This window comes from Bacillus sp. OTU2372 (assembly GCF_038440275.1).
In the GTDB taxonomy this organism is placed as follows: domain Bacteria; phylum Bacillota; class Bacilli; order Bacillales; family Cytobacillaceae; genus Neobacillus; species Neobacillus bataviensis_B.
Map to the genome: position 1 here is coordinate 81,762 of NZ_JASATK010000002.1, position 21,902 is coordinate 103,663.

Consider the following 21,902-nt stretch of genomic DNA (forward strand, 5'->3'; position numbering starts at 1 on the left):
TTTAAACACTCTTTTCATTTTAAGTTGTCTATATTTATTATAAAGACACTTAGAAAAGGATATCAATGAACAACCATCGACAGGCGGGAAAACAGCTGTTTATCCTTTTAATCAGGTTATTGGTGCTGGATTAAACAGGGTAAAATCATTATAAATTTCGTATTTTTCTGCAAAAGTTTGTTTTCTTCCGCTGGCAACATCGATAATTTCGTTGAATAATTGAGTTCCAATTTCTTGAATGGTTGCTTCACCTGTTGCAATTGGCCCTGCATTTACATCTATCAAATCTTGCCACATATCTTTCATATCATTTCTTGAACATACTTTGATTACTGGTACAACTTCTAATCCATAAGGAGTTCCTCGTCCTGTTATAAAGACTTGGAGCGTGATACCACTAGATAACTGGCATGAGCCACATACAAAGTCACTGGCTGGAGTTGCTGCAAAAATCATACCCTTTTTCATTGGTCTTTCTCCTGGTGAAAGAACTTCTACAATCGGAGATATACCAGATTTAGCAATCGACCCCATTGCCTTTTCAACAATATTCGATAGACCACCCTTTTTATTTCCAGGTGTTGGATTCGCTGAACGGTCCACTTGACCATTATTTAGGTATTGATCATACCATTTCATCTCATCAGCTAGTTTTTTCCCAACTTCTTCGTTCACACAACGCTCTGCAATGATATGGACACCATCACGGACCTCGGTTACTTCAGAAAACATGACGGTTGCACCCGCATTGACTAACATATCGGCAGCATAACCGGCGGATGGATTAGCTGTTACACCTGAGAAAGCATCACTTCCACCGCATTGTAATCCAATGCATAACTGAGAGAGAGGCAGTTCAACACGAACTCTTTCATTCAATTTTTTTAATTTGTTTTCAGCCATTTTCATAATTTGTGCCATGATAGCATAATGACCTTTTTCGTTTTGAAACGTAACCACATTGTCTGAAGTGTTATATTCCGCATCCAATAACATTTCTAATGTTAGTTTTTCACATCCCAAAGAGATAATCATAGTCTCTCCACCGAAATTCGGATGTTTGACCATGTTTTGCAACATTCGAATCGGGATTTTTGCTTCAGGGGCATTGATCGCAACACCGCATCCATATGCATGATTTATCACTACAACATCATCTACATTTGGATATTTAGGAAGAAGTTCTTGTTTAATTCTCTTTACCGCATTATTTAAAACACCTGTTACGCATTGAACAGTTGTGACAATTCCCAGTATATTTCTTGTTCCAGCATATCCTCCGTTTTTGTTTGGATAACCCATGAACGTCCTAACTGGTGGTTCTGGCAGATCTGTAATTAAATTGGTTGCAAACTCCATCTCATCCAATGATGGAGGAATTGGAAGTTCCAACATATGTTCATTGATCCAGTCGCCCTTTTTAATGGAATGTAATGCATATCCTAAAGTGACGCCATACCGGACTATTGAATCGCCTTCTCCGATATTGCATAATGCAATTTTATGTCCTTGGGGAATATCTTGGTTTGCTTGAATAGCATCGTTGACAATGGTACCGGCTGGAATGGCATTTACTGTGATGGCAACGTTATCATTATCATTAATTTTAATAATACGATTTTCCACTGCGTTACCTCCTAAACTCTTGTTCTATTCTCAAAACAATTGTACTCTTAGATCGTATATAAAGTAAAAGTGATTATTTTTAGAATTCTATAAGAAAAACTAAGAGTAATGAGGAGAATTTCAAATGGATCTAAAACAGTTGGAATATATGATTAAAATCGCTGAGGAAAACAATATTACAAAAGCTTCCGAAAAACTTTTTATAACTCAATCAGCATTAAATCAGCAGCTTTTAAAATTAGAAAAAGAGCTGGGAACACAACTTTTTGTTCGTTCAAGAACCAATTGGCATCCGACGCAGGCAGGTGAAATTTATATTGAAAATGCCAAAAAAATGGTACGTATAAAAAAAGATACCTACAACCAAATTAATGATTTAGTGGATATAAAAAAAGGAAAGCTTAGTATTGGCTTAACTCCCGAACGCGGTCCTGAAATGTTTGCATCTATCTATCCTGCTTTTTACAAAAATTATCCAAATGTAAAAATTGAACCCATTGAACTACCTGTGAAACAACAACAACATGAAATATCAATTGGGAATCTCGATATTGGGTTTGTAACTTTGCAAGATTACCAAAAAACAAATGATGAATATATTCAAATCGGTTTGGAAGAAATTATTTTAGCAGTTCCCAAAGGGCATTCCCTTGCCCATATCGGAGGAAAACTCGGCGATTTACTTCCTGAAATAAGCTTAGACCGTTTTAAGAACGATACTTTTGCCCTTATGCAAAAAGGATCAACTCTTCGAGAAATTTATGATAAGCTCACTAACGCCGAAGATTTTAATCCATATATATTGTTAGAAACAAGGAGCTGCCATAACTTATATAATATGGTTGCTGAAGGAATATGCTGTTCCATCATTCCAATTGCTTATGCCAAACAAAACTCAAACGTCACTTACTTCTTAATCAAGCAAAAACCTGTTTGGGAAATATGTGCATCTTATAAGAAAGGTACTTACTTAAGTAATCCTGCTAGAGACTTTATTAAGATTGCCGGTAATTATTGGTCCACTAAATTAAATCACCCAAAGGGAATGAGCTGTAACCCATAAAATGGACAGATAAAAAAAGACCATTTTATGGCAGTTAGAGTGTCGACTTAGTTCAACACTCTACACGACTCCCCGTCGCACAAAAAGGCCCCTTTGTATGGGACCTTTACTCACTGTTACAACCTTTTCCCCTTTTTGCACAAAAAAAGAAAAATTCATTTTTTTACTTCATCTATCAATCTATTAGAAATCGATTATTTCATCGCCAATAATGTAAAACGAATCTCTCTTATCTCGTTAATTAGACGACCACCGACAGAGGATGATTAGTAATATTAATAGGGTACATGAATTGAATTTGTCGATAAAATAATAAATGTCTAAATTTAGCAGGACTTTTTTGGGGGATAAAAAAAATTCATAAGATTTTCTGGAGATGGAATGCTAGTATTTACATATGAAGGTAATTGCTACTATAAAGTTATATGGATATACAGCGAAATTGAGGATTTTAGCAAACAGTCTTAATACATTAGCCAAAATATACTCTTACACCCCCTTCCATTTTTGCTGTTGCTAAACAATTTTGTATAAAATTCAGGATTTGTTTTTGATCCCAAGGTAAGGAATCACTTTCTAACAGGGAATCGCTATTTTTATAAAATTGTTTAAAGGCATTCAAAGCCTTTTCAATTTGTTGTATCGAGAAGGTAGAACTGCCGCCTGATTCACTAACTCCTGCATAGTAATTATTTGCATCAAGTAAATTATACAGTATGGTAGCATTATAATTCCCCATGCTAAAACGAGCATAAGCAATTTCTTCTCCTACTTTATTGTATCCTGATATATCGTGGCCCATTATCATTCTCCTTCAGATATAAATTTACTTATCAGAAATAATTAGTCTTAGGAAACTTATAATGATATGTTTACATGGTTTACTATCCTTCCAGGTCTATTTTTTTATTAAATGATTTTCTTGAAATAACATGGAAGGAATAGGTGTAAAAGTGGAAAAATGTGAAGATTTAATAAGAAGGTTGTTCATAAACGTTTTCATAATTTAAAAGGTTTTCATAAAATCATTGTTTTGATGGGGAAAATGCCGGTGGACAAAAACTCTAAAATTTAAAAAGTAATTATTGTCATGTTTCCATTTTGCCACCTCCTATAGATAGAATAATATCACATTAGAATTCATATAAATTTAGTCTTTTCAAAAGCTTTTCTACAATTATGTGAACATATTAGTAAATCATTAAAGTACCCTGATAGTGGTATCCTTCAGAATCTCTTCTTCCACTTAATATAACTTCATACCCTAATATGTGTTGTTGCTCGTCCAATTAACATTGGAGTACTTCTTCCAAAATATCAAAAAAAATTCTGTAACCCGTTCCACTTCTATATCGGCAAATTTATTTGTTAAATATTGTTCCATTTGGGGATTTCCCGCTTCTATTTCAGATGCTATAATACACTTTTCAATTACCATATCGTCTGCAACTACGTCCAAAACCTCTTTAAAGGAAGGCATTCCTGGTTTGAGAGCTAAATCAATTCTAGTAACGCCTTCCGGAATCAGTAATCCCGCATCCGCGATGACAATATGATCCGTATGACCAAGGTCAGTTTACACTTTAGTAAAATGACTGTTTAATATTCCATGGCGTTTCCTTTTACATACTCTCCTCTACTTCTTTCCGTGTTGGCATCCCGCCCTGTGCACCAAACTTTGTAACCGATAATGAGGCAGCACGATTGGCAAATCGAATACTTTCTTCAAAGCTTTTTCCCTCAGCAAGTGCAACAGCAAAGGCAGCGTTAAAGGTATCTCCTGCACCTGTTGTATCTAAAGCCTCAACCGGGTACGAAGGAACAACTATCTCCTTTTCACCATTATGGAAGCGGACACCATTTTTGCCTTCAGTGATAAATACCTTGTTTGGATACTCTATTAATGACTCGTGCAGATTTTTTTTGTCGAAAAGAATCGATGTTTCCAGCTCATTTGGTGTAAGATAGGCTGCCTTTTCGATTACCTCTTTACGGATTGGCCGAGCCGGCGCAGGGTTTAGTAATAGTGGAACTCCAAATTGGTGGCATTTTTCGCTGACATATTCAACTGTTTCTTCAGGGATTTCCTGTTGAATAAGAACAATATCTGATTCACGAATGACATCCAGGGCCTTTTCTACAAATTCAGGTGTTACATAATTATTGGCACCCTTTACGACAATAATGCTGTTATCACCCTCCGCAAGGGTAATATGAGCAGTACCGCTTTCCATACCTGTAACCGGTTCCACATAAGTCGTTAACACATGATTCTTCTTAAAATTTTCGAGTATAGCTTTTCCGAATGCATCGTCCCCAACACATCCAATCATATATACTTCTGCACCCAACCTGGAGGCTGCAACAGCCTGGTTTGCTCCTTTGCCGCCGGGGACAGTTTTAAATGATTCTCCCAAAATAGTTTCACCCTTACTTGGTCTTTTTGGGGCGGTAACAACTAAATCCATCGATGAACTTCCGATAACTGTTAATTTAGCCAATGTACTCAACCTTTCTAGTTGTTTGCCTGTTAATAAATGTAACGGGCAATTGAATATTTTTATGCTCTATGACCTCATTATCAATAATTTCAATTAATAGTTTCGCTGCTTCTCTTCCCATATCATACGCTGGCTGCCTAATCGTTGACAAAGGTGGAAAAAGTAAACTGCTTAGCGGTATATCATCATAGCCAATAATTTGCTCATCATCTGGAATTAAAATGCCTCTTCTTAATGCTTCATGCAAAATAGCTGCAGCACCAAGATCATTACCGGCAATCACTCCATCTGTTTCAGGAAATTTTTCAAATAATTCTCGGGCTGTTTTTTCAGCATCAGCAAAAGTAAACGATGCAGTGGTCATTACATTAAAATCTACATTAGAATTACAAAGCTCATCTATTGCACTTTAAATCGATCCTGAGCTGTCCTTAGTTCCATCGGTCCTTTAAGCAGAGTAATCCGCTTACTTCCCCTTCTAATGATTTCTTTTGCTGCCATTTTTCCACCAGCCAATCCATCCGCATAAACAGAGGGATGTTGATTGGATGTCCGGTCGAGAAATACTACTGGGAAGGTTAAATTTTCATAGTGGCTTATTTCTGTTTGATTCGTCGCTGAGATGATACCGATTACATTGTTTTGTTTAAAAGTTTCAATATAATCAATTTCTTTTTCTGGTTTCTCATCCGCATTTCCAATAATCAGCCGTAGACCATGCTCCTGCATCTCATCTTCAACACCCCGTGCTAACCCAGGAAAAAAGGGATTTCGAATATCCGGAAGCAATAAACCAATTAACCTTGATTTTTTTTTATATAAAGACCTTGCCACTTCATTTGGCTTATAATTTAATTCTTTAATCGCTCCTTCTACTAGTTTTCTAGTATCTTCATGAACATATCCATTATCATTTAATGCTCTGGAAACCGTTGCTACAGATACTCCTGCTTTTTTTGCAACATCCCGTATTGTAGCCATTTTGTTTCACCTCTAATATGTAATCGATTACACAAAAAGATTAACACCTATTATTTTTTTATGCAATAAATATAATGTCACAGTGCTGCCCTCAACAATTCTTTTTTCACAGATTTGTTCCACGGATATGATACAAAAAAAATAGCCCAATCATGTATAGATTAGGCTTGTTTTTGTTTCGAACTTATAATTATTGCTACACACTCCACATGTGTGGACTGTAATTGACAACACAAGGGATGTTGGTGATTTTACAAAAAAACTAGCCGAACCAGTATCACCTGATTCCTATCAATTATCCTTGCCGCAGCATTACGCCGGTAAGAAAGGTTAAAAATACATGCGTACCAAGTTTAACTGTTGGCTGTACTTGAGAATCCTTTAGTGGATCCAGACAGACGATGTCCATTGCCTTTACCTTTGGATGGCACCCCGCTGCTAGTACTCCTTCCAGCAGTTCTGTTGTTGTCATGCCTCCCGGCGTTGAGGCCGGCACCCCTGGAGCATAAGCAATATCAAGTACATCCATATCAACAGTTAAATAGATAGTATCAACTTTTGAAGCTAACTCTTCTAAACTTTGGAGTACAGTTTCTTTAATACCTTTCTTTCTTGCATTGCCAATTGTTATATAGTTAACAGCGTGTTCATCGGCATATTTTTTTAGGTCCTTTGTATTAAAAAATCCATGAAGACCGATATTGTACAAATCGCTGCCACGGACGACGCCACTTTCAATCAAATTCCGCATCGGTGTGCCGTTGGAAGGTCCATTATCTGTCATATCCCTTAGATCAAAGTGTGTATCAAACTGCAGGATACCAATTTTTTCATTTGGCTTTGCCTGATGAAGCCCTTTTACCATCATTGCAGTAATTGAATGGTCTCCTCCAATCGCACAAATCACAGATGTTTGGAAATGTTTATGAAGGGATGCAGATGCCTCGATGATATTATCATGGCATTTTTTTATATCAGTTACATGCATCGGAACATCCCCGACATCAAATGCCGTCCGATCAGATAAATCAATATCTTCATCAAGATTATATGTAGAGAAGCCTTTCCATGCACGTCTGAAAAAGTCTGGAAATTCAGATGCACCTGATGCACTGATGGATGACCGTGAAAGCGGGACGCCGACTACGACGAAGTCAGTGGTTTTACTTTTCTCGGGATCGCTTTCTTTTGTTATTGGCTGAATCCATTCATGAACTTTTGAAACAACACCAGATTCCGGCCTAACCCATGTAAAACTTGGAGGATTAATTTTTGGAAATAGAAAGCTCTTCAATTAATTTTCCTCCTCTCACAACCACCTGACCGTTTTTCACAACGGTATCCGTATGATTCACTCCATAGGAATATTGAAGCCTCATATAATTTCCTACATTAAAAATGGTTATGTCACCCTTTTTACCAACTTCTAAACTGCCAATCTCTTTACCGCGGTTGATTGCATGTGCTGCATTAATTGTTGCAGCCGTGATCACCTCAGCAGGAGTCATGCCCATCTTCATACAGCCTAGATTCATAATAAATGGCAAAGATACCGTTGGGGATGAGCCTGGGTTACAATCGGTGGAAAGTGCCACTGGTACTCCTAAATCAATCATTTTTCTTCCATTTGCGGACTCAGCCATTAAAAAATAAGCGGTTCCAGGGAGTAATACAGCGACAACGCCTTTTTCAGCCATTGCCTTCATACCTTGTTCTGAAGCTTTTAAAAGGTGATCAGCTGAAATGGCACCAATTTCTGCAGCAAGTTCCGCACCTTGATATGGCTCAATTTCATCAGCATGGATTTTTGGAATCAAACCGCAACTTTTGCCAGCTTCAAGAATTCGTTTGGATTGCTCCGGTGTGAAAACTCCATGTTCACAGAAAACATCATTAAATTCCGCCAAGCCGAGTTGCGCTACCTTTGGAATCATTATTTTAATAAGAAGATCGATGAACGCCTCGGGATTTTCTTTATATTCTCTAGGTACAGCATGGGCACCCATAAAGGTTGGAACCACATCAATGACATGCCTCTCATTAAGTTCCTTCGCTACCTCAAGCTGCTTCAATTCAGTTTCCCACTCCATCCCGTAGCCGCTTTTCGCTTCAACGGTTGTCACACCATGAAGTAGAAATTGATTTAATCGTTCATAGCTTTCATTAAAAAGTTCATCTTTAGTTGCTGCCTTGGTTGCTATAGTTGTTGCGTGGATTCCGCCGCCGCCATTCATGATTTCCATATAGGTAGCACCTTCTAGCCGCATATTAAACTCACTTTCCCTGCTACCTGCAAAAACGAGATGTGTATGTGGATCGACAAGTCCTGGTGTCACGAGTTTTCCGCTTGCATCGATTATTTGTGCTTCATGTAGACGCCCTTTATACTTTGCAACAAGATCTTCATCTTTGCCAACAGCATGGATGATACCGTTTTCGATCCAAACACTTCCATTCTCAATTATGGTAAGCTCAGACATCGCTTCCTTTACACGGGGAGCATGAGAGTTCCCCTGTAAAGTAACGAGCTGAGAAGCATTTCTAATAAAAAGTGCAGTCATTTGCTTCTCATCCTCTCCATTTTAATCTTGTGGCAGCATTGGCATTTTGATGCCTTTTTCTTTTGCAGTTTTGATTGCTAACTCATAACCTGCATCTGCGTGACGAACAACGCCCATTCCCGGGTCAGTAGTTAGTACTCTTTGCAAGCGGATTTCAGCTTCTTTCGTGCCATCGGCTACAATTACCATACCGGAGTGTTGAGAATAACCCATACCTACGCCTCCGCCGTGGTGAAGAGAAACCCAGCTGGCACCGCCGACAGCATTGATCATTGCATTGAGGATCGGCCAGTCGGAAACTGCATCACTGCCATCTTTCATTGCTTCGGTTTCACGGTTTGGTGAGGCAACAGAGCCTGCATCCAGGTGATCACGTCCGATAACAATTGGCGCGGAAACCTCTCCTGAAGCAACCATATCGTTAATAACTTTGCCGAAGCGGGCACGGTCCCCATATCCTAACCAGCAAATACGGGCAGGAAGTCCTTGGAACGCAATTCTTTCCTGTGCCATTTTAACCCATTTGCAAAGATGCTCATCATCTTTAAATTCTCGAAGTAAAGCTTCATCTATTTTACGGATATCTTCAGGATCCCCTGATAAGGCAGCCCAACGGAATGGACCTTTCCCTTCACAGAACAATGGACGAATGTACGCTGGAACGAAACCAGGGAAGTCAAAAGCATTATCAACCCCTTCATCCTTTGCGACCTGGCGGATGTTGTTACCATAGTCAAATGTTACCGCACCTTTTTGCTGCATCGTTAACATTGCTTTTACATGTACTGCCATGCTTTGTTTGGAAAGTTGGACGTATGTAGCAGGATCTGCTTTTCGTAATTCTGCGGCTTCCTCTAAAAAATAGCCTGCTGGTACATATCCATTCAATGGATCGTGTGCAGAAGTCTGGTCTGTTAATACATCAGGGTTGAAGCCCCTTTCGATCATAAGTGGTAAAACTTCAGCTGCGTTCCCTAATAAACCAATAGATAAACCTTTTCCCTCTTTTTTAGCATCGAATGCCCATTTAAGTGCTTCATCTAAATCGTTAGTTTTTACATCAAGGTAGCGGGTTTCAATCCTGCGGTCGATCCTTGTTTCATCTACATCAATCGCAATACATACACCATCATTCATGGTTACTGCTAAAGGTTGAGCGCCGCCCATTCCGCCCAGTCCCGCTGTTAAAGTAATGGTATGTTTTAATGATCCTCCAAATTCCTGTCGGGCAAGCTCAGCAAATGTCTCGTACGTCCCCTGAACAATCCCCTGACTTCCGATATAAATCCAGCTTCCGGCAGTCATTTGTCCATACATCATTAGGCCTTTTTTATCAAGCTCGTGGAAATGTTCCCAATTGGCCCATGCAGGAACTAAGTTTGAATTTGCAAGTAATACCCGTGGTGCATCCTTATGAGATTTCCAAATAACAACTGGTTTACCAGATTGAATTAAAAGCGTTTCATCTTCCTCTAATTCTAAAAGCGATTTAACAATTGCATCGAAAGATTCCCAGTTACGTGCTGCCTTGCCAATCCCACCGTAAACCACTAAGTCTTCCGGTCTTTCAGCAACTTCTTGGTCAAGGTTATTTAACAGCATACGAAGGGCAGCCTCTTGAATCCAGCCCTTGGCGTGTAATTCAGACCCATTGTAGTTTTTAATTAGTCTCTTTCCAGCTGTATTCGTTTCCATAAAATTCACTCTCCTAGAATTAAATTTTCTATACTTGCAATTCTAAGATGTCAGTCATTTTAAATAAATCATGCTGAGAATAGATAAGTGATAATTTTTTTTGAAAATGATGCTTATCCTATAAATAAGAATGGTAAAAAAGATGATTTTATTAGAAAATTAGCATTTTCTTTAGTTTTTTTATCAAAAAAATGACTCAGTCCTGTGACTGAGTCATTTCTCCTTTTATTTGCTGTGCGTTTGTTAATCTGAATTCTTTTGGAGACATCCCGTTCATTTCTTTAAAGCTCCTGCTAAAATAGTTGGCATTATGGTAGCCAACGAGCAGCGAAATTTCTTTGATAGGCTTGCTTGTTTCGGTTAATAACCGTTTCGCTTCTTTCATCCTCATCCCCGATAGGATCTCAGTAAACCCTTTGCCCGTTTTTGAAATCAGCATATGACTGAAATAGGATGAATTTCTATCCACATATTTTGCAACATCATCAAGCTTCAAATCAACTTGAGCAAAATTTGTTTCCATAAACGATATGCCGCGCTCAATCGGATCCTGTTTATAATTTCTGGAATTCGTCTCTGCCCCGGAAACTATCTTTTGAATAAATAGAATCAGATTTTGGACTGTGCGGTAAAGAACAGCATCATACAAAATCGAATTGAAAATAAACCGATATTCCCATTCATAGATTTCGTCCGCAATCAAATTGTTCGTTCTCATAAATCTTCTTATTTGAGCAAGGATACTTGTAAGACGAATCCTAACTAATCCCGGATCGGGGAACGAATCTTTAAGCTGTAAAAATTCATCATAAAGCCATTTTTTAATTTTATCTAACTGCAGGTTTGAAAGCATGTCAATCCAATCCCTTTGTTCCGGAGGTGTTAAAAATGGATCAATATGCGCCCAATCTGAAGAATAGTCAAATTCAAAGACCTGCCGGTACCCTTTATAATAGGTGAATTCCAACATCTTCCTAGTTTGGAGATACTTCTCATGGAGAGTCAGACCTAAGGATTTTCCTGTATCGATCACAATTGCCAGTGATTCAGAAAAATCCTCTTCCCACTTTCTAATTGCTTTTTGGCATTGTTCTTTTAAGTCAAGGCATTTTTCCTTGAACAAAAGGATGACCAGATCACTTAAAGCGAAAACACCATGTAAGTCTTTAAATGGGTATTCAGCTAAAAAGGAATAGAGTGTCCCAACCTTATCATTATTTTCAGATTGAAATGCAGCTAGTTTAAAATTCTCGTTATTAGTTGAATGAGAAGAGATAAATAAGGATTCATATGTTATGTCTTTATTGGAATTTGTGTGTAAACTTCCATGTTCATGATTATTTTTGGTAAATTGCCTTGCTGCAGATTGATAAGCAGTTTTAACCTTGGTTGTTGAAAAGGGCTTAATCATTAAGTCCAATGCCTGCAGGTCAATGGCTAATCTGGCTTTTTCAAATGTTGCTTCTGCACTGGTCAGCAGCAATATAGGACCATAAATCTGGATCAATTCACGGAAGGTTGACCATTCCTCATTTGCAATCATATCGAGTTCCATTAAGACAATATCAGGATTTTTTTGTTCAAACAACATGATAAACTCCTGAAAATTAGAGGCTAAAAAGATGTTATCAACAGGAATGGAAGATGTCTTTAACAGCCATTTTAATCCTTCTCGTTCGTTTAAATCTCGGTCAGCAATCAGCCATTTTCCTTCCACATTTCGTCCCCCCTCTTCAATCGAGTATACAACAAAATATGGATTGTCTAAATCAGTATTATTTAGATTGGCAGGTTTTACGCCTTTCATTTATTATTGTGCTAAAGTGATATTGTGCTAAAATTCAGAAAAATATATTGACAAATATAGATGCTGCAAAATAGAATTATTTTCATAGCAATAGGATTAAAAATAGAAAGGGGTGGAAAACCGATGAAACAGAGACTGCGTAAAAAAACACAACAAAATTTAATCAATGATTTAAAAGAGGCTGGACTCCAATTTTAAAAAAATCGGAATCCAGCCTCTTTCTTTATTCTACTAAAGTGATAGAGGAGAGAAAAAAATGATTACATTGACAGGGCAAAGTTTAACACTTGAACAAATGAAGGAAGTTTTATACGGAAAACAAAAGATCAGCGCTTCAGAAAAGAGTATGCAAGCTGCCGCAAAAAGCCGGGAAGCAGTAGAAAAAATCGTTTCAGAATCCAGAGTCGTCTATGGGATTACCACAGGGTTTGGTAAATTTAGTGATGTTCTCATTAATAAAGAATATGTTCAGGATCTTCAGCTTAATCTAATTCGCTCCCACGCATGTGGAGTAGGTGATCCTTTTCCCGAGGTTGTCGCAAAAGCAATGGTTCTACTCCGTGCTAATGCCCTTTTAAAAGGCTATTCCGGAATTAGACCGCTTGTTATCGAAAGATTAATAGATTTGGTAAACAAAGATATTATCCCTGTCATTCCGCAGCAAGGTTCTCTTGGAGCAAGCGGAGATTTGGCACCGCTTTCACATTTGGCGTTAGTGCTAATCGGCGAAGGCGAAGTATTCTACAAGGGAAATCGACTACCTTCACTTGAAGCTTTTCAGCAAGAAGGAATTTTCCCGGTTATACTTGAAGCAAAGGAAGGCCTCGCTCTGATTAATGGAACCCAGGCAATGACAGCTATGGGAGTTGTCGGCTATCTTGAGGCGGAACAACTTGCATTCCAAAGTGAATTAATTTCCTCCATGACGATTGAAGGATTAAATGGGATTATTGATGCCTTTGCTGAAGAGGTTCATATAGCAAGGGGATATCAACAGCAAATTGATACAGCCGCACGTATCCGCGGGTACTTAAGCGATAGTTCATTGACAACCCAGCAAGGGGAATTGCGAGTCCAGGATGCTTATTCTCTCCGCTGCATCCCGCAAGTTCATGGTGCTACATGGCAAGCACTTGATTATGTTAAAGAAAAACTGGAAATCGAAATGAACGCAGCAACAGATAATCCATTAATTTTTAATGACGGTGAAAAAGTAATATCTGGCGGTAATTTCCACGGCCAACCAATCGCTTTTGCGATGGACTTTATGAAGATTGCTGTTGCGGAAATGGCAAATATTTCCGAAAGACGGATTGAACGGTTAGTCAATCCACAGTTAAATGATTTACCGCCATTTTTAAGCCCAGAGCCAGGCCTGCAATCAGGTGCTATGATTATGCAATATGTAGCCGCTTCTCTTGTATCAGAAAACAAAACGTTGGCGCATCCAGCAAGTGTTGATTCAATTCCATCTTCCGCCAATCAAGAAGATCATGTGAGCATGGGAACAATAGCTTCAAGGCATGCACATCAAATTATACAGAATACAAGAAGAGTCCTGGCTATTGAGTTGATTTGTGCGATGCAAGCGGTTGAATACCGTGGTTTTGAAAAAATGGCGAGCCAAACAAAGCTGCTTTATGAAAAAGGAAGAGAAATGGTTCCTTCTATTAAAAAGGACCGCATATTCTCAAAAGATATTGAAAAAGCTGCTGAAGGCCTAAAAACAATGGATCTTAAAGTCCTCAAGCAATTGGACTTTATCAAATAAATATTACTTAATAAATATCTGAAAGATTGGATAATTCTTAAAGTTCATAAGGAGCCAGCCACGGGAATAGTGGGGAAACTATACCCGGGCTCCTCAGTATCGAGTAAACAGTTCTATAAAGAGCACTCCCACTTGTGTCCATTTGTATTTTAATAATTGTTGTAAACAGAATGATTGATCAAATAAATGCTAAAAAGAGGTGTTTTATGCAAAATACGGCACTAAAACGAAAAACTCAGCAGACAACCCCTGGAGAAAAACACGAACACCTAGAAAGGAAATTAAAGACAAGACATCTTTCAATGATAGCCATCGGAGGAACGATTGGAACGGGGCTTTTTTTGGCAAGCGGTACTACCATTCATGATGCAGGTCCTGGAGGTGCGATTGCCGCTTATCTTATTGCGGGGATCATGGTTTATTTTATCATGACCAGCCTTGCGGAAATGGCCGCATTTATACCAATTTCAGGTTCATTCAGTACGTATACATCAAGATTTGTTGACCCAGCCTTAGGGTTCGCAGTCGGCTGGAATTATTGGTATAACAATGCGGTTATTCTGGCACTTGAATTATCGTCTGCTTCCTTGATTATGAAATATTGGCTGCCTACTATTCCAAGTATTGTCTGGAGTGCAACCTTTTTGGTGATTATATTTGGTCTAAATGTACTATCTGTAAAGGGTTATGGTGAATCTGAATTTTGGTTTTCGATTATCAAGGTTGTCGCCATCATCATTTTTATTGTTGTAGGAATACTGATGATTTTTAAAATTATGAGTGGTCATACTGGTGGATTTGGAAATTTAAAATTAGGAGAAGCACCATTTAAGGGCGGGCTTTTATCCATTTTCAGTGTATTTATGGTAGTCGGTTTTGCCTTTCAAGGAACTGAATACGTTGGGGTGGCCGCAGGTGAAAGTGAAAACCCTGAAAAAAATATCCCTAAAGCGATTAAGCAAATTTTCTGGCGAATTCTTTTATTCTATGTTTTAGCTATATTCATCATCGGATGCTTAATTAGCTATAAAGATCCAAATTTATTAAGTTCCGATCTTACAAACATTGCCGTTAGCCCATTTACTCTTGTTTTTAAACATGCCGGGCTGGCATTTGCCGCATCTGCTATGAATGCTGTCATTCTTACCTCTGTTTTGTCAGCAGGTAACTCAGCTTTATATGTTGGTTCACGAGTCCTATGGGTTCTAGGAAAAGAAGGTAAAGCACCTTCATTCTTGAAAAGAGTAAATAATGGGGGCGTTCCTGTAAGCGCTTTAGTAGTTACTACGTTTGTAGGAATGCTTTGTTTCCTCACTTCTCTCTTTGGAGACGGAACCGTTTATTCATGGTTATTAAATGCTGCTGGTTTATCAGGTTATCTATCTTGGTTAAGTATTTCTGTTGCACACTTACGATTCCGTAAAGCATATATTGCTCAAGGCAGAGACATCCATGCACTTCCATATATTGCAAAATGGTTCCCATTAGGACCTATTCTGGCGACCATATTATGTTTAATAGCAATGCTAGGAACGAATTATGGGGCATTTTCCGGTGGAAAAATCGACTGGTATGGAATTCTCGTTTCTTATATTGGACTACCTTTATTTTTGCTTGGATATTTTGGCTATAAAATTGTTAGAAAATCAAGAATGGTTCCATTACAAGAGGCTGATTTCAGTAGGGAATAAGTTTACTTTTACTGCTGAACCTTGAAGTTTCAAGGTTCAGCGGATAGCTTTACAAAAAATTAAAAAAATAATATTTTAAGAGGTGTCATTATGGCAATTAGTCCGTCATAAAGGAGATAGCTAAACACAACAAGAATCATTGAATATGCTCCGATCAAAGTCTAAATATATGAATTTTAGAAGATGATTGTACAGATGAAATACTCCTATAACTAATATATTCTGAATGGTGGCCGATTGGTAAAAAACCAAAAATGGTATATTTGGATTTAATCAAATAGACTTTTATTCGTTATCTCAATATGGGTAGTTAACCAAAAAAAGAATATAATTAATCAACAAGAATTCGAATAAATAAGTTTTTCAGAGTGCAATAGATTAATTCAAATTAGGATATCTTTCTTCAACCAGCTTTAAGGATCTTATTTTTTTGCTTTCAAAGTTAAAAAGGAGCTGCTTGTTTTTCTAAGCTTTAAGGAACTTTCACCAGAAGTTAAGATAGATTAATCAGCGAGTTGAAGTGAAAAAAGATGGGACAATGATAATCAAATATCGTTTCTCATCTACAGTAACATAATAATACAGGAACCTTAATGGGCTCCTGCTTCTTTTAAAACTATGTGCGCGGGGTGTATGACAACACATGGGGTGCAGGTAAGTATATAGTCTATTGTTCCTGAACTGATTCTTCATTAAATATTGATTTTGATAAATTATGAATAATATCTCCACGGCTTATAATCCCTACAACCCTGCCGGCTCCATTCACGACAGGAATCTTTTTAAAATGATGCTTCGATATTAAACGAATGGCACTTTCAAAGTCATCATCGGGTGATAATGTCTTAATATTTTTCTTTACCATAATTTGCTCAATGGGAGTATTCATTCTTTCTCTTAAAATATCTTCTATTTTTTGAGCTTCTTCTACATACACAGTATAATATGCTAAATATAGTTTTTCTTTATGCGGAGAAAGAAAACGTACGATATCCCCATCTGAAACAATGCCAACTAAATTTCCTTTATCATCAACCACTGGGACACCGCCAATTCGATTCGTTTCTAAAATAGAAATCAATTCTTTGACAGTTGTTGAATGCTTAGCTGTAATTACTATTCGAATCATAATATCGCGTACTTGCATGTAGACCTTTTCTCCTTTCTTGTATCTGTATCCTTCTCCTTTAAGGGATTATATAATCTTTATTAATTATATTCTTCAACTACATGGCGATCCTCATTTTTCCTCCTGCCCGTTAAAGCAAAGTAAGCAAAACCTCCTGCGACAATAAGAACTATTCCACAGATAAAAACACTGCTATAACCGAATGATTTTGCTGCAATTCCCAGCACAAATGCACCAATAGCCATTCCTAAATCCATTGAATTGAAAAACAACGAATTGGCAATTCCGACACGATGTTTTTCAACAGAACTAATAACCTGTGTTTGAAGTATTGGTGTAACAGAGCCATACCCAATTCCAATGATTGCTCCTGCCAAAATCATAATAACTGCTGTTTGAGGCAATGAGAGTATAACCATCCCAATTGCAAATAAAATAATACAAGGATAAACAATTTTGTTTGCCCCGTAACGGTCAGCCCATACACCTGTAAAAGGCCGGAATACAAACATTAAGCCCGCATAAAGAATAAAGAACGTACTAGCGGCTTTTACAAGGTTAATTTCCTGCGCATACAAAGCTAAGAATGAAGCAATACCTGAATATGCACATGCTAAAATAAATACTACAAGTGCAAATGGTGCAGCTTTTTTATCAATCAAATCATTAAGATCAAATCTTTTACTTGTTTTAGAAACTTTTTCTTGCTTCCCTTGTTCTGGGACATGAATAACCATTGATAGAAAGATATTTAATACTGAAATGACAATACAAATAATGTACGCTGTGTTGTATGCTCCAATGTTAGCTAAGTTAAGACCTATAACTGGCCCAATAACCATCGCTAGTCCCATTGCTAATGAGAACCAACTCATTCCCTCCCCACGTCTTGAATCTGGGATGATTTCCGCACTGATTGTTCCTTTTACAGTAGTTATAACCCCAAAGGTGATTCCATGAATAATCCTCAGGATAAATAATGTCCGAATATTTGTTACAAATGGATAAAATAGTGTGGGAATAAAAAATGCTGCTGCAGAATAAATCAGTATTTTCTTTTGTGATCCTACACTTACCCACTTCCCAGCAAATGGCCGAATAATAATAGCCGCAATTAAAAATAAGGTTAATAATAAACCAGCCTGATCGGCGCCCCCACGAAATTCTTTCGTTAATTGAAGTGGCAGTGCTGTTAATAGGATATAAAATGCTAAAAAGATGAAAAAGCTGATAGTAGTGATATTTATGAAATCCTTAGTCCATAATTTTGGTTTATCCATATATATTTCCTCCTTTTTTCTCTTGTCAATTAACTGATCAATTAACGATGGTTTCCTTGAAATATAAGTGACTTATTTAGTATATATCTTTTTACTATGCATACATAATTGTATTTTTTATATTATCCATGCATAATAGTAATATCACTTATTTACCAAGGAGCATGCGAATGGATTTTGATCAACTTTTTTATTTCCATACAGTTGCAAAATATAGTAGTTTGACAAAAGCCTCCGAAGAATTAAACCTTTCACAGCCAGCGTTAAGCCGTTCTATTTTGAGGCTTGAAGAAGAAATTGGTGTCCCTTTACTCGAAAGAAAAAGCCGTGGAGTCGTTTTAAACCAATATGGGAAGACTTTTCTAAGTTATGCAAACCAGGTATTATCAGAAATGAAAGAAGCAAAGCAAAAAATCCATGATATGGTCGATCCAAACCATGGGACCATTTCACTTGCATTTATCCAAACGCTTGGCTCGAGTTTTGTACCTGATTTAATCAGTGCGTTTCAAAAGGAGCTTCCAAACATTCAATTTCAATTATCTCAAAATATTTCAAGTAAAATTTTACAAGAAATACACGTTGCTAACATTGACATTGGCTTCTGTTCACCGCTGGAACCGCACAATGATCTGTGTTCCATTCCAGTTTTGTCCGAAGAATTATTCCTAATTGTTCCTGCTGCCCACAGGCTGGCAGGAACTGAGCGAGTCAATTTAAGTGAAGTAGCAGATGATCCGTTTATCTTTTTCAAGCCTCAAACAGCCCTTCATGATTTAATAGAAAATCTCTGCAATGAAGCAGGATTCCATCCAAGGAAGGTTTTTGAAGGATATGAGGAGAGGACAGTCTCTGACCTAGTAGGGGCCAATTTGGGTGTTGCCATTGTACCGTACATTCCTAATCTTGACGAAAGTAAAATTTCAATGGTCCGCGTACAGTCACCTAAATGCTTTCGAGTAATCCAAATGGTATGGAGATTGAATGGATTTATGTCTCCTGCAGTAAAGAATTTTAAGGAATTTGTGGAGAAACGGGCTATAGGTATTACAAAGGAATAAATATAAAACGATAAATCTTTTGTTTTCCCCTCTCTTCTAACACGTAAAAAAGCCCAGTCATTAATAATAACTGGACCATATTATTATTCTATTCCTTTTTAAAGATAAGCTTAACAACAAATATAAGGTTAAGAGATGAGTCAGTTGCCTTATTTTAAAATGAGTCGTGAGACACACTCCACACGTGTGGAGTGTAATTGACAACACAATGGATGTTGGTGGGTTTATCAACATTCTTAAAGACCTCTTTCTCTCAGAAAACACACTTGTTAAACTAACGCCTCCGTTAGTGAAAAATCAAAATTGATTTAATATCTCTTTAGCCTTAACATCAATTTCCTCTAATTTCTCACCTTCCGTAGGTCTTTCTGCTAATCGGATTAATTCATTCGTTAATACCTTTCTTGAATCAGATGGGAGATGCTTAACCAAAACATCCAAACACCAGAATTTCCAGATGTCGTCCTCTGTTTCAAATACTTTTCTAATGTGTGGGATAATTTCATTTGGATATTCTAACAGAAGCTCGGCTATTTTAGGGGATATTACCCAATTCATATCCTGAATCCATTCAAGAAGTTTTGGCAAAAGGGAGATTATTTCTGACCGACAAAGCCCTTTGATTTTTTCAACTGCCTCTATATCAAATTTATCTTTAGGAAGAAATTTGTTTAAGTGTTCCATAATTTACTCCTTTTTAGAAACGCCCCCGTTACTTGAATAACGCATCTATTCTTTTTTTCTCTTGTTCAAACAAGTGATTGTACATTTGAAGCTTCGAATGGTCCCTTAAATGTTGGGCAAAATATTTTGCCTTATAATATTTGTGATAGCCGTTATGTTGCTTTTCTATATTGCTAAATGCTATTTCTAAATTTGTATTTGTTTTATACCAATTTAATCCATCAATCATAAAAGACTTGCTAACTTCTAATATTACCTCCTCTATATTAGAGCCATCAGGTTGAACCCACCAAATATCATTTCGATTTTTTTCAGCGGGGTTGTCTAAATGATTGATGTAATTTGATTGGTCGAGATTACAATATAACTGTTCTTGCAGATGACATTGGTGGAATTTGGGAAGTAATTGATCATTAGTACCTTTTTTTATTTCATCATCCTCAGTCGGTATCAAGTCGTAATAAATTCCTAAGTCAACTTGAAGAGACATAGGAGACCAACCTGTAACATCGGAAAAATACTTTCCAACGGCTCCGATGTCTAATACCCATATACAATGATCATACCATCCCAAATTATGTCGGGTATTTACTTTATCAAAGCCGTTATCTTTTAAAACAGGAGAAAGAATTTTTCTAATTACTTTATTTATTTCAGGAGAGCCAATCATTTAAATTCACCTCTAATACCTCTTGTTCCCTCTATTATAAATCTGCTCTTCTTTAATTACACTGAGCGTAAGTGAATAAAGAAAAAAATGACCACCGCAGCGATCTTTGCCGTAAAACGATCTTTAACTCAAGCCTCCGTTTAAGTACAATTTTACGAAAGTTATAGAAGATCATAAAAAAAGAGAAACTCATTTTTGGAGCTTCCCTCAATGTATCTTTTCACTGTGCCTTCCAATAAAACAAAAACATTTACTTAAATTTAATACCGTAATAACGCATTGCCTCAAGGCTACCTTCATATTCAAAAATTCCCTTTTCAATTAATTTCCTAACCCTATATTCCAAAAAGCTGTCACCAATATATTGAAGAATATGTCCATAAACTTCACCGACTAATCTTGCACACATAATAAATCCCTTTTTCTTTCCAATCAGGTACTTAGCTTTTTCAATAATAAAATCATCGTAATAGTCTTCAGCTACATCTTTTATTTCTCCGTTTTCCCAAATTCTTAATGTACCAGGATTGTTTGAGAGGTCTAGCCACTTTTTTTCAAAATGCTTACGCTCTATGTCTGATAAAATCTGCTTGTTTTCTTGGCTATATTTATATATGGTTTTTAATTCTTCTAATATTATTTCACCTGAAAAAAAGGGTACATACTTCTTAGCCTTTTTTTCAAACAATTTTCTATACAATGTTGCAGTATCAATAATAGAAATATTGTTTTTTAGTTCCCGCAATAAATACATTGTAAATAGAAGAGCTGTTTGTTCATTTGCATTTTCTGATACCCATATGTAAATTGGAACATTTTCTGGAATTGATAATAATTGAGAAATTACTCTCGGAAAATTCTCTTTATAATATTCAACTTCATATTCATTAGATAGGTTGTTTTTTAACCAATCAAATCTATCTGTTTGTCCCTTTTCGGTATCTAAACTGTATACAGGAGCAATAGAGAAATTTTCGTTGAAAGCAATAATAAACTCTTCTTCAAGTAAGTTTAATTCTTTTAATGGTTGTCTTAAATATGGGTATCCAAATTGTATATGAACTTTTTTGTAATTACCTTTTCCAAATGAATCTGGGTCTGAAACTTTTGGATAGAGAATTTCATTAAAAATTTCTTTAAGATCATTTGCAAACTCAACTAATGAATTCTCTTTTTCCTCCAACAATGCAATCCTAAAAAGAATAAATTGCAAGTATGACCTTACTTCTTGTTCTGGCAAGTCCTTGACTATATTCTTTATATCGAGAATATCCACCTAAAAACTCCTTCTATAATCTATTAAAAGTATTAAACATAAATAAAAAATGTCTCTTTTTGAAGTTATTTTTCCCAAATATTCATAATCTAACTGCCCATTACTT

The 21,902-nt window shown here is 36.9% G+C and carries 16 protein-coding genes and 2 pseudogenes; 4 read left to right on the forward strand and 14 right to left on the reverse strand.

Annotation, left to right across the window (positions count from 1 at the left end):
• Positions 1–111: 111 nt before the first annotated feature.
• Positions 112–1,626: a galactarate dehydratase gene (garD, locus tag AAHB15_RS05350; RefSeq protein ID WP_342041921.1), complete on the reverse strand. Its 1,515-nt coding sequence runs from the start codon at positions 1,624–1,626 to the stop codon at positions 112–114.
• A gap of 124 nt (positions 1,627–1,750) precedes the next feature.
• Between garD and AAHB15_RS05355 the strand changes: the two genes are divergently transcribed.
• Positions 1,751–2,689 (forward strand): LysR family transcriptional regulator, encoded by a 939-nt coding sequence (locus AAHB15_RS05355; RefSeq protein ID WP_342041922.1) that lies wholly within the window; start codon positions 1,751–1,753, stop codon positions 2,687–2,689.
• A gap of 472 nt (positions 2,690–3,161) precedes the next feature.
• On the opposite strand, the gene AAHB15_RS05360 is transcribed toward AAHB15_RS05355, so the two are convergent.
• From AAHB15_RS05360 to AAHB15_RS05395, 8 genes and pseudogenes are all read right to left on the reverse strand, one after another.
• A complete protein-coding gene (locus AAHB15_RS05360) occupies positions 3,162–3,491 on the reverse strand; it encodes a hypothetical protein (RefSeq protein ID WP_342041923.1) in 330 nt (109 codons plus the stop codon).
• A 462-nt stretch (positions 3,492–3,953) separates the two neighbouring features.
• A pseudogene (locus AAHB15_RS05365) lies at positions 3,954–4,250 on the reverse strand (RbsD/FucU domain-containing protein); the annotation flags it as partial.
• Between the two features lie 61 nt (positions 4,251–4,311).
• Entirely contained in the window at positions 4,312–5,190 is an 879-nt protein-coding gene (rbsK, locus tag AAHB15_RS05370; RefSeq protein WP_342041924.1) for a ribokinase, read from the reverse strand.
• Positions 5,183–6,171 (reverse strand): annotated as a pseudogene (locus AAHB15_RS05375) (LacI family DNA-binding transcriptional regulator). The gene rbsK and the pseudogene AAHB15_RS05375 overlap by 8 nt, the downstream one beginning before the upstream one ends.
• 295 nt (positions 6,172–6,466) lie before the next feature.
• Positions 6,467–7,465 (reverse strand): agmatinase family protein, encoded by a 999-nt coding sequence (locus AAHB15_RS05380; protein ID WP_342041925.1) that lies wholly within the window; start codon positions 7,463–7,465, stop codon positions 6,467–6,469.
• A complete protein-coding gene (gene hutI, locus AAHB15_RS05385; protein WP_335574167.1) occupies positions 7,437–8,732 on the reverse strand; it encodes an imidazolonepropionase in 1,296 nt (431 codons plus the stop codon). Before hutI ends, AAHB15_RS05380 begins: the two co-directional genes overlap by 29 nt.
• A gap of 21 nt (positions 8,733–8,753) precedes the next feature.
• The gene (gene hutU / locus AAHB15_RS05390) at positions 8,754–10,427 is read right to left on the reverse strand and encodes a urocanate hydratase (protein ID WP_342041926.1); all 1,674 of its coding nucleotides are present in this window, start codon (positions 10,425–10,427) and stop codon (positions 8,754–8,756) included.
• Positions 10,428–10,623: 196 nt separating this feature from the next.
• Complete coding sequence (locus AAHB15_RS05395; protein ID WP_342041927.1) at positions 10,624–12,144, reverse strand: helix-turn-helix domain-containing protein; 1,521 nt, start codon at positions 12,142–12,144, stop codon at positions 10,624–10,626.
• 346 nt (positions 12,145–12,490) lie between these two features.
• Between AAHB15_RS05395 and hutH the strand changes: the two genes are divergently transcribed.
• Positions 12,491–14,005, forward strand: coding sequence for a histidine ammonia-lyase (gene hutH / locus AAHB15_RS05400; protein WP_342041928.1), 1,515 nt, complete (start codon positions 12,491–12,493; stop codon positions 14,003–14,005).
• Between the two features lie 206 nt (positions 14,006–14,211).
• Complete coding sequence (locus tag AAHB15_RS05405; RefSeq protein ID WP_342041929.1) at positions 14,212–15,696, forward strand: amino acid permease; 1,485 nt, start codon at positions 14,212–14,214, stop codon at positions 15,694–15,696.
• A gap of 667 nt (positions 15,697–16,363) precedes the next feature.
• Here AAHB15_RS05405 and AAHB15_RS05410 read toward each other — a convergent pair.
• Positions 16,364–16,843 carry a CBS domain-containing protein gene (locus tag AAHB15_RS05410; protein ID WP_342041930.1) on the reverse strand — a complete coding sequence of 160 codons (480 nt, stop codon included), beginning with the start codon at positions 16,841–16,843 and terminating at the stop codon, positions 16,364–16,366.
• A 62-nt stretch (positions 16,844–16,905) separates the two neighbouring features.
• Positions 16,906–18,105 carry an MFS transporter gene (locus tag AAHB15_RS05415; RefSeq protein WP_342041931.1) on the reverse strand — a complete coding sequence of 400 codons (1,200 nt, stop codon included), beginning with the start codon at positions 18,103–18,105 and terminating at the stop codon, positions 16,906–16,908.
• A 170-nt stretch (positions 18,106–18,275) separates the two neighbouring features.
• Between AAHB15_RS05415 and AAHB15_RS05420 the strand changes: the two genes are divergently transcribed.
• Positions 18,276–19,166 (forward strand): LysR family transcriptional regulator, encoded by an 891-nt coding sequence (locus tag AAHB15_RS05420; protein WP_335572657.1) that lies wholly within the window; start codon positions 18,276–18,278, stop codon positions 19,164–19,166.
• A 297-nt stretch (positions 19,167–19,463) separates the two neighbouring features.
• Here the strand turns inward: AAHB15_RS05420 and AAHB15_RS05425 are convergent, their stop codons facing one another.
• From AAHB15_RS05425 to AAHB15_RS05435, 3 genes are all read right to left on the reverse strand, one after another.
• Positions 19,464–19,850, reverse strand: coding sequence for a DUF5071 domain-containing protein (locus AAHB15_RS05425; protein WP_342041932.1), 387 nt, complete (start codon positions 19,848–19,850; stop codon positions 19,464–19,466).
• A gap of 28 nt (positions 19,851–19,878) precedes the next feature.
• Positions 19,879–20,520, reverse strand: a complete 642-nt coding sequence (locus AAHB15_RS05430) for a hypothetical protein (RefSeq protein ID WP_342041933.1) — start codon at positions 20,518–20,520, stop codon at positions 19,879–19,881.
• A gap of 250 nt (positions 20,521–20,770) precedes the next feature.
• A complete protein-coding gene (locus AAHB15_RS05435; protein ID WP_342041934.1) occupies positions 20,771–21,796 on the reverse strand; it encodes a DUF1835 domain-containing protein in 1,026 nt (341 codons plus the stop codon).
• Positions 21,797–21,902: the final 106 nt, after the last annotated feature.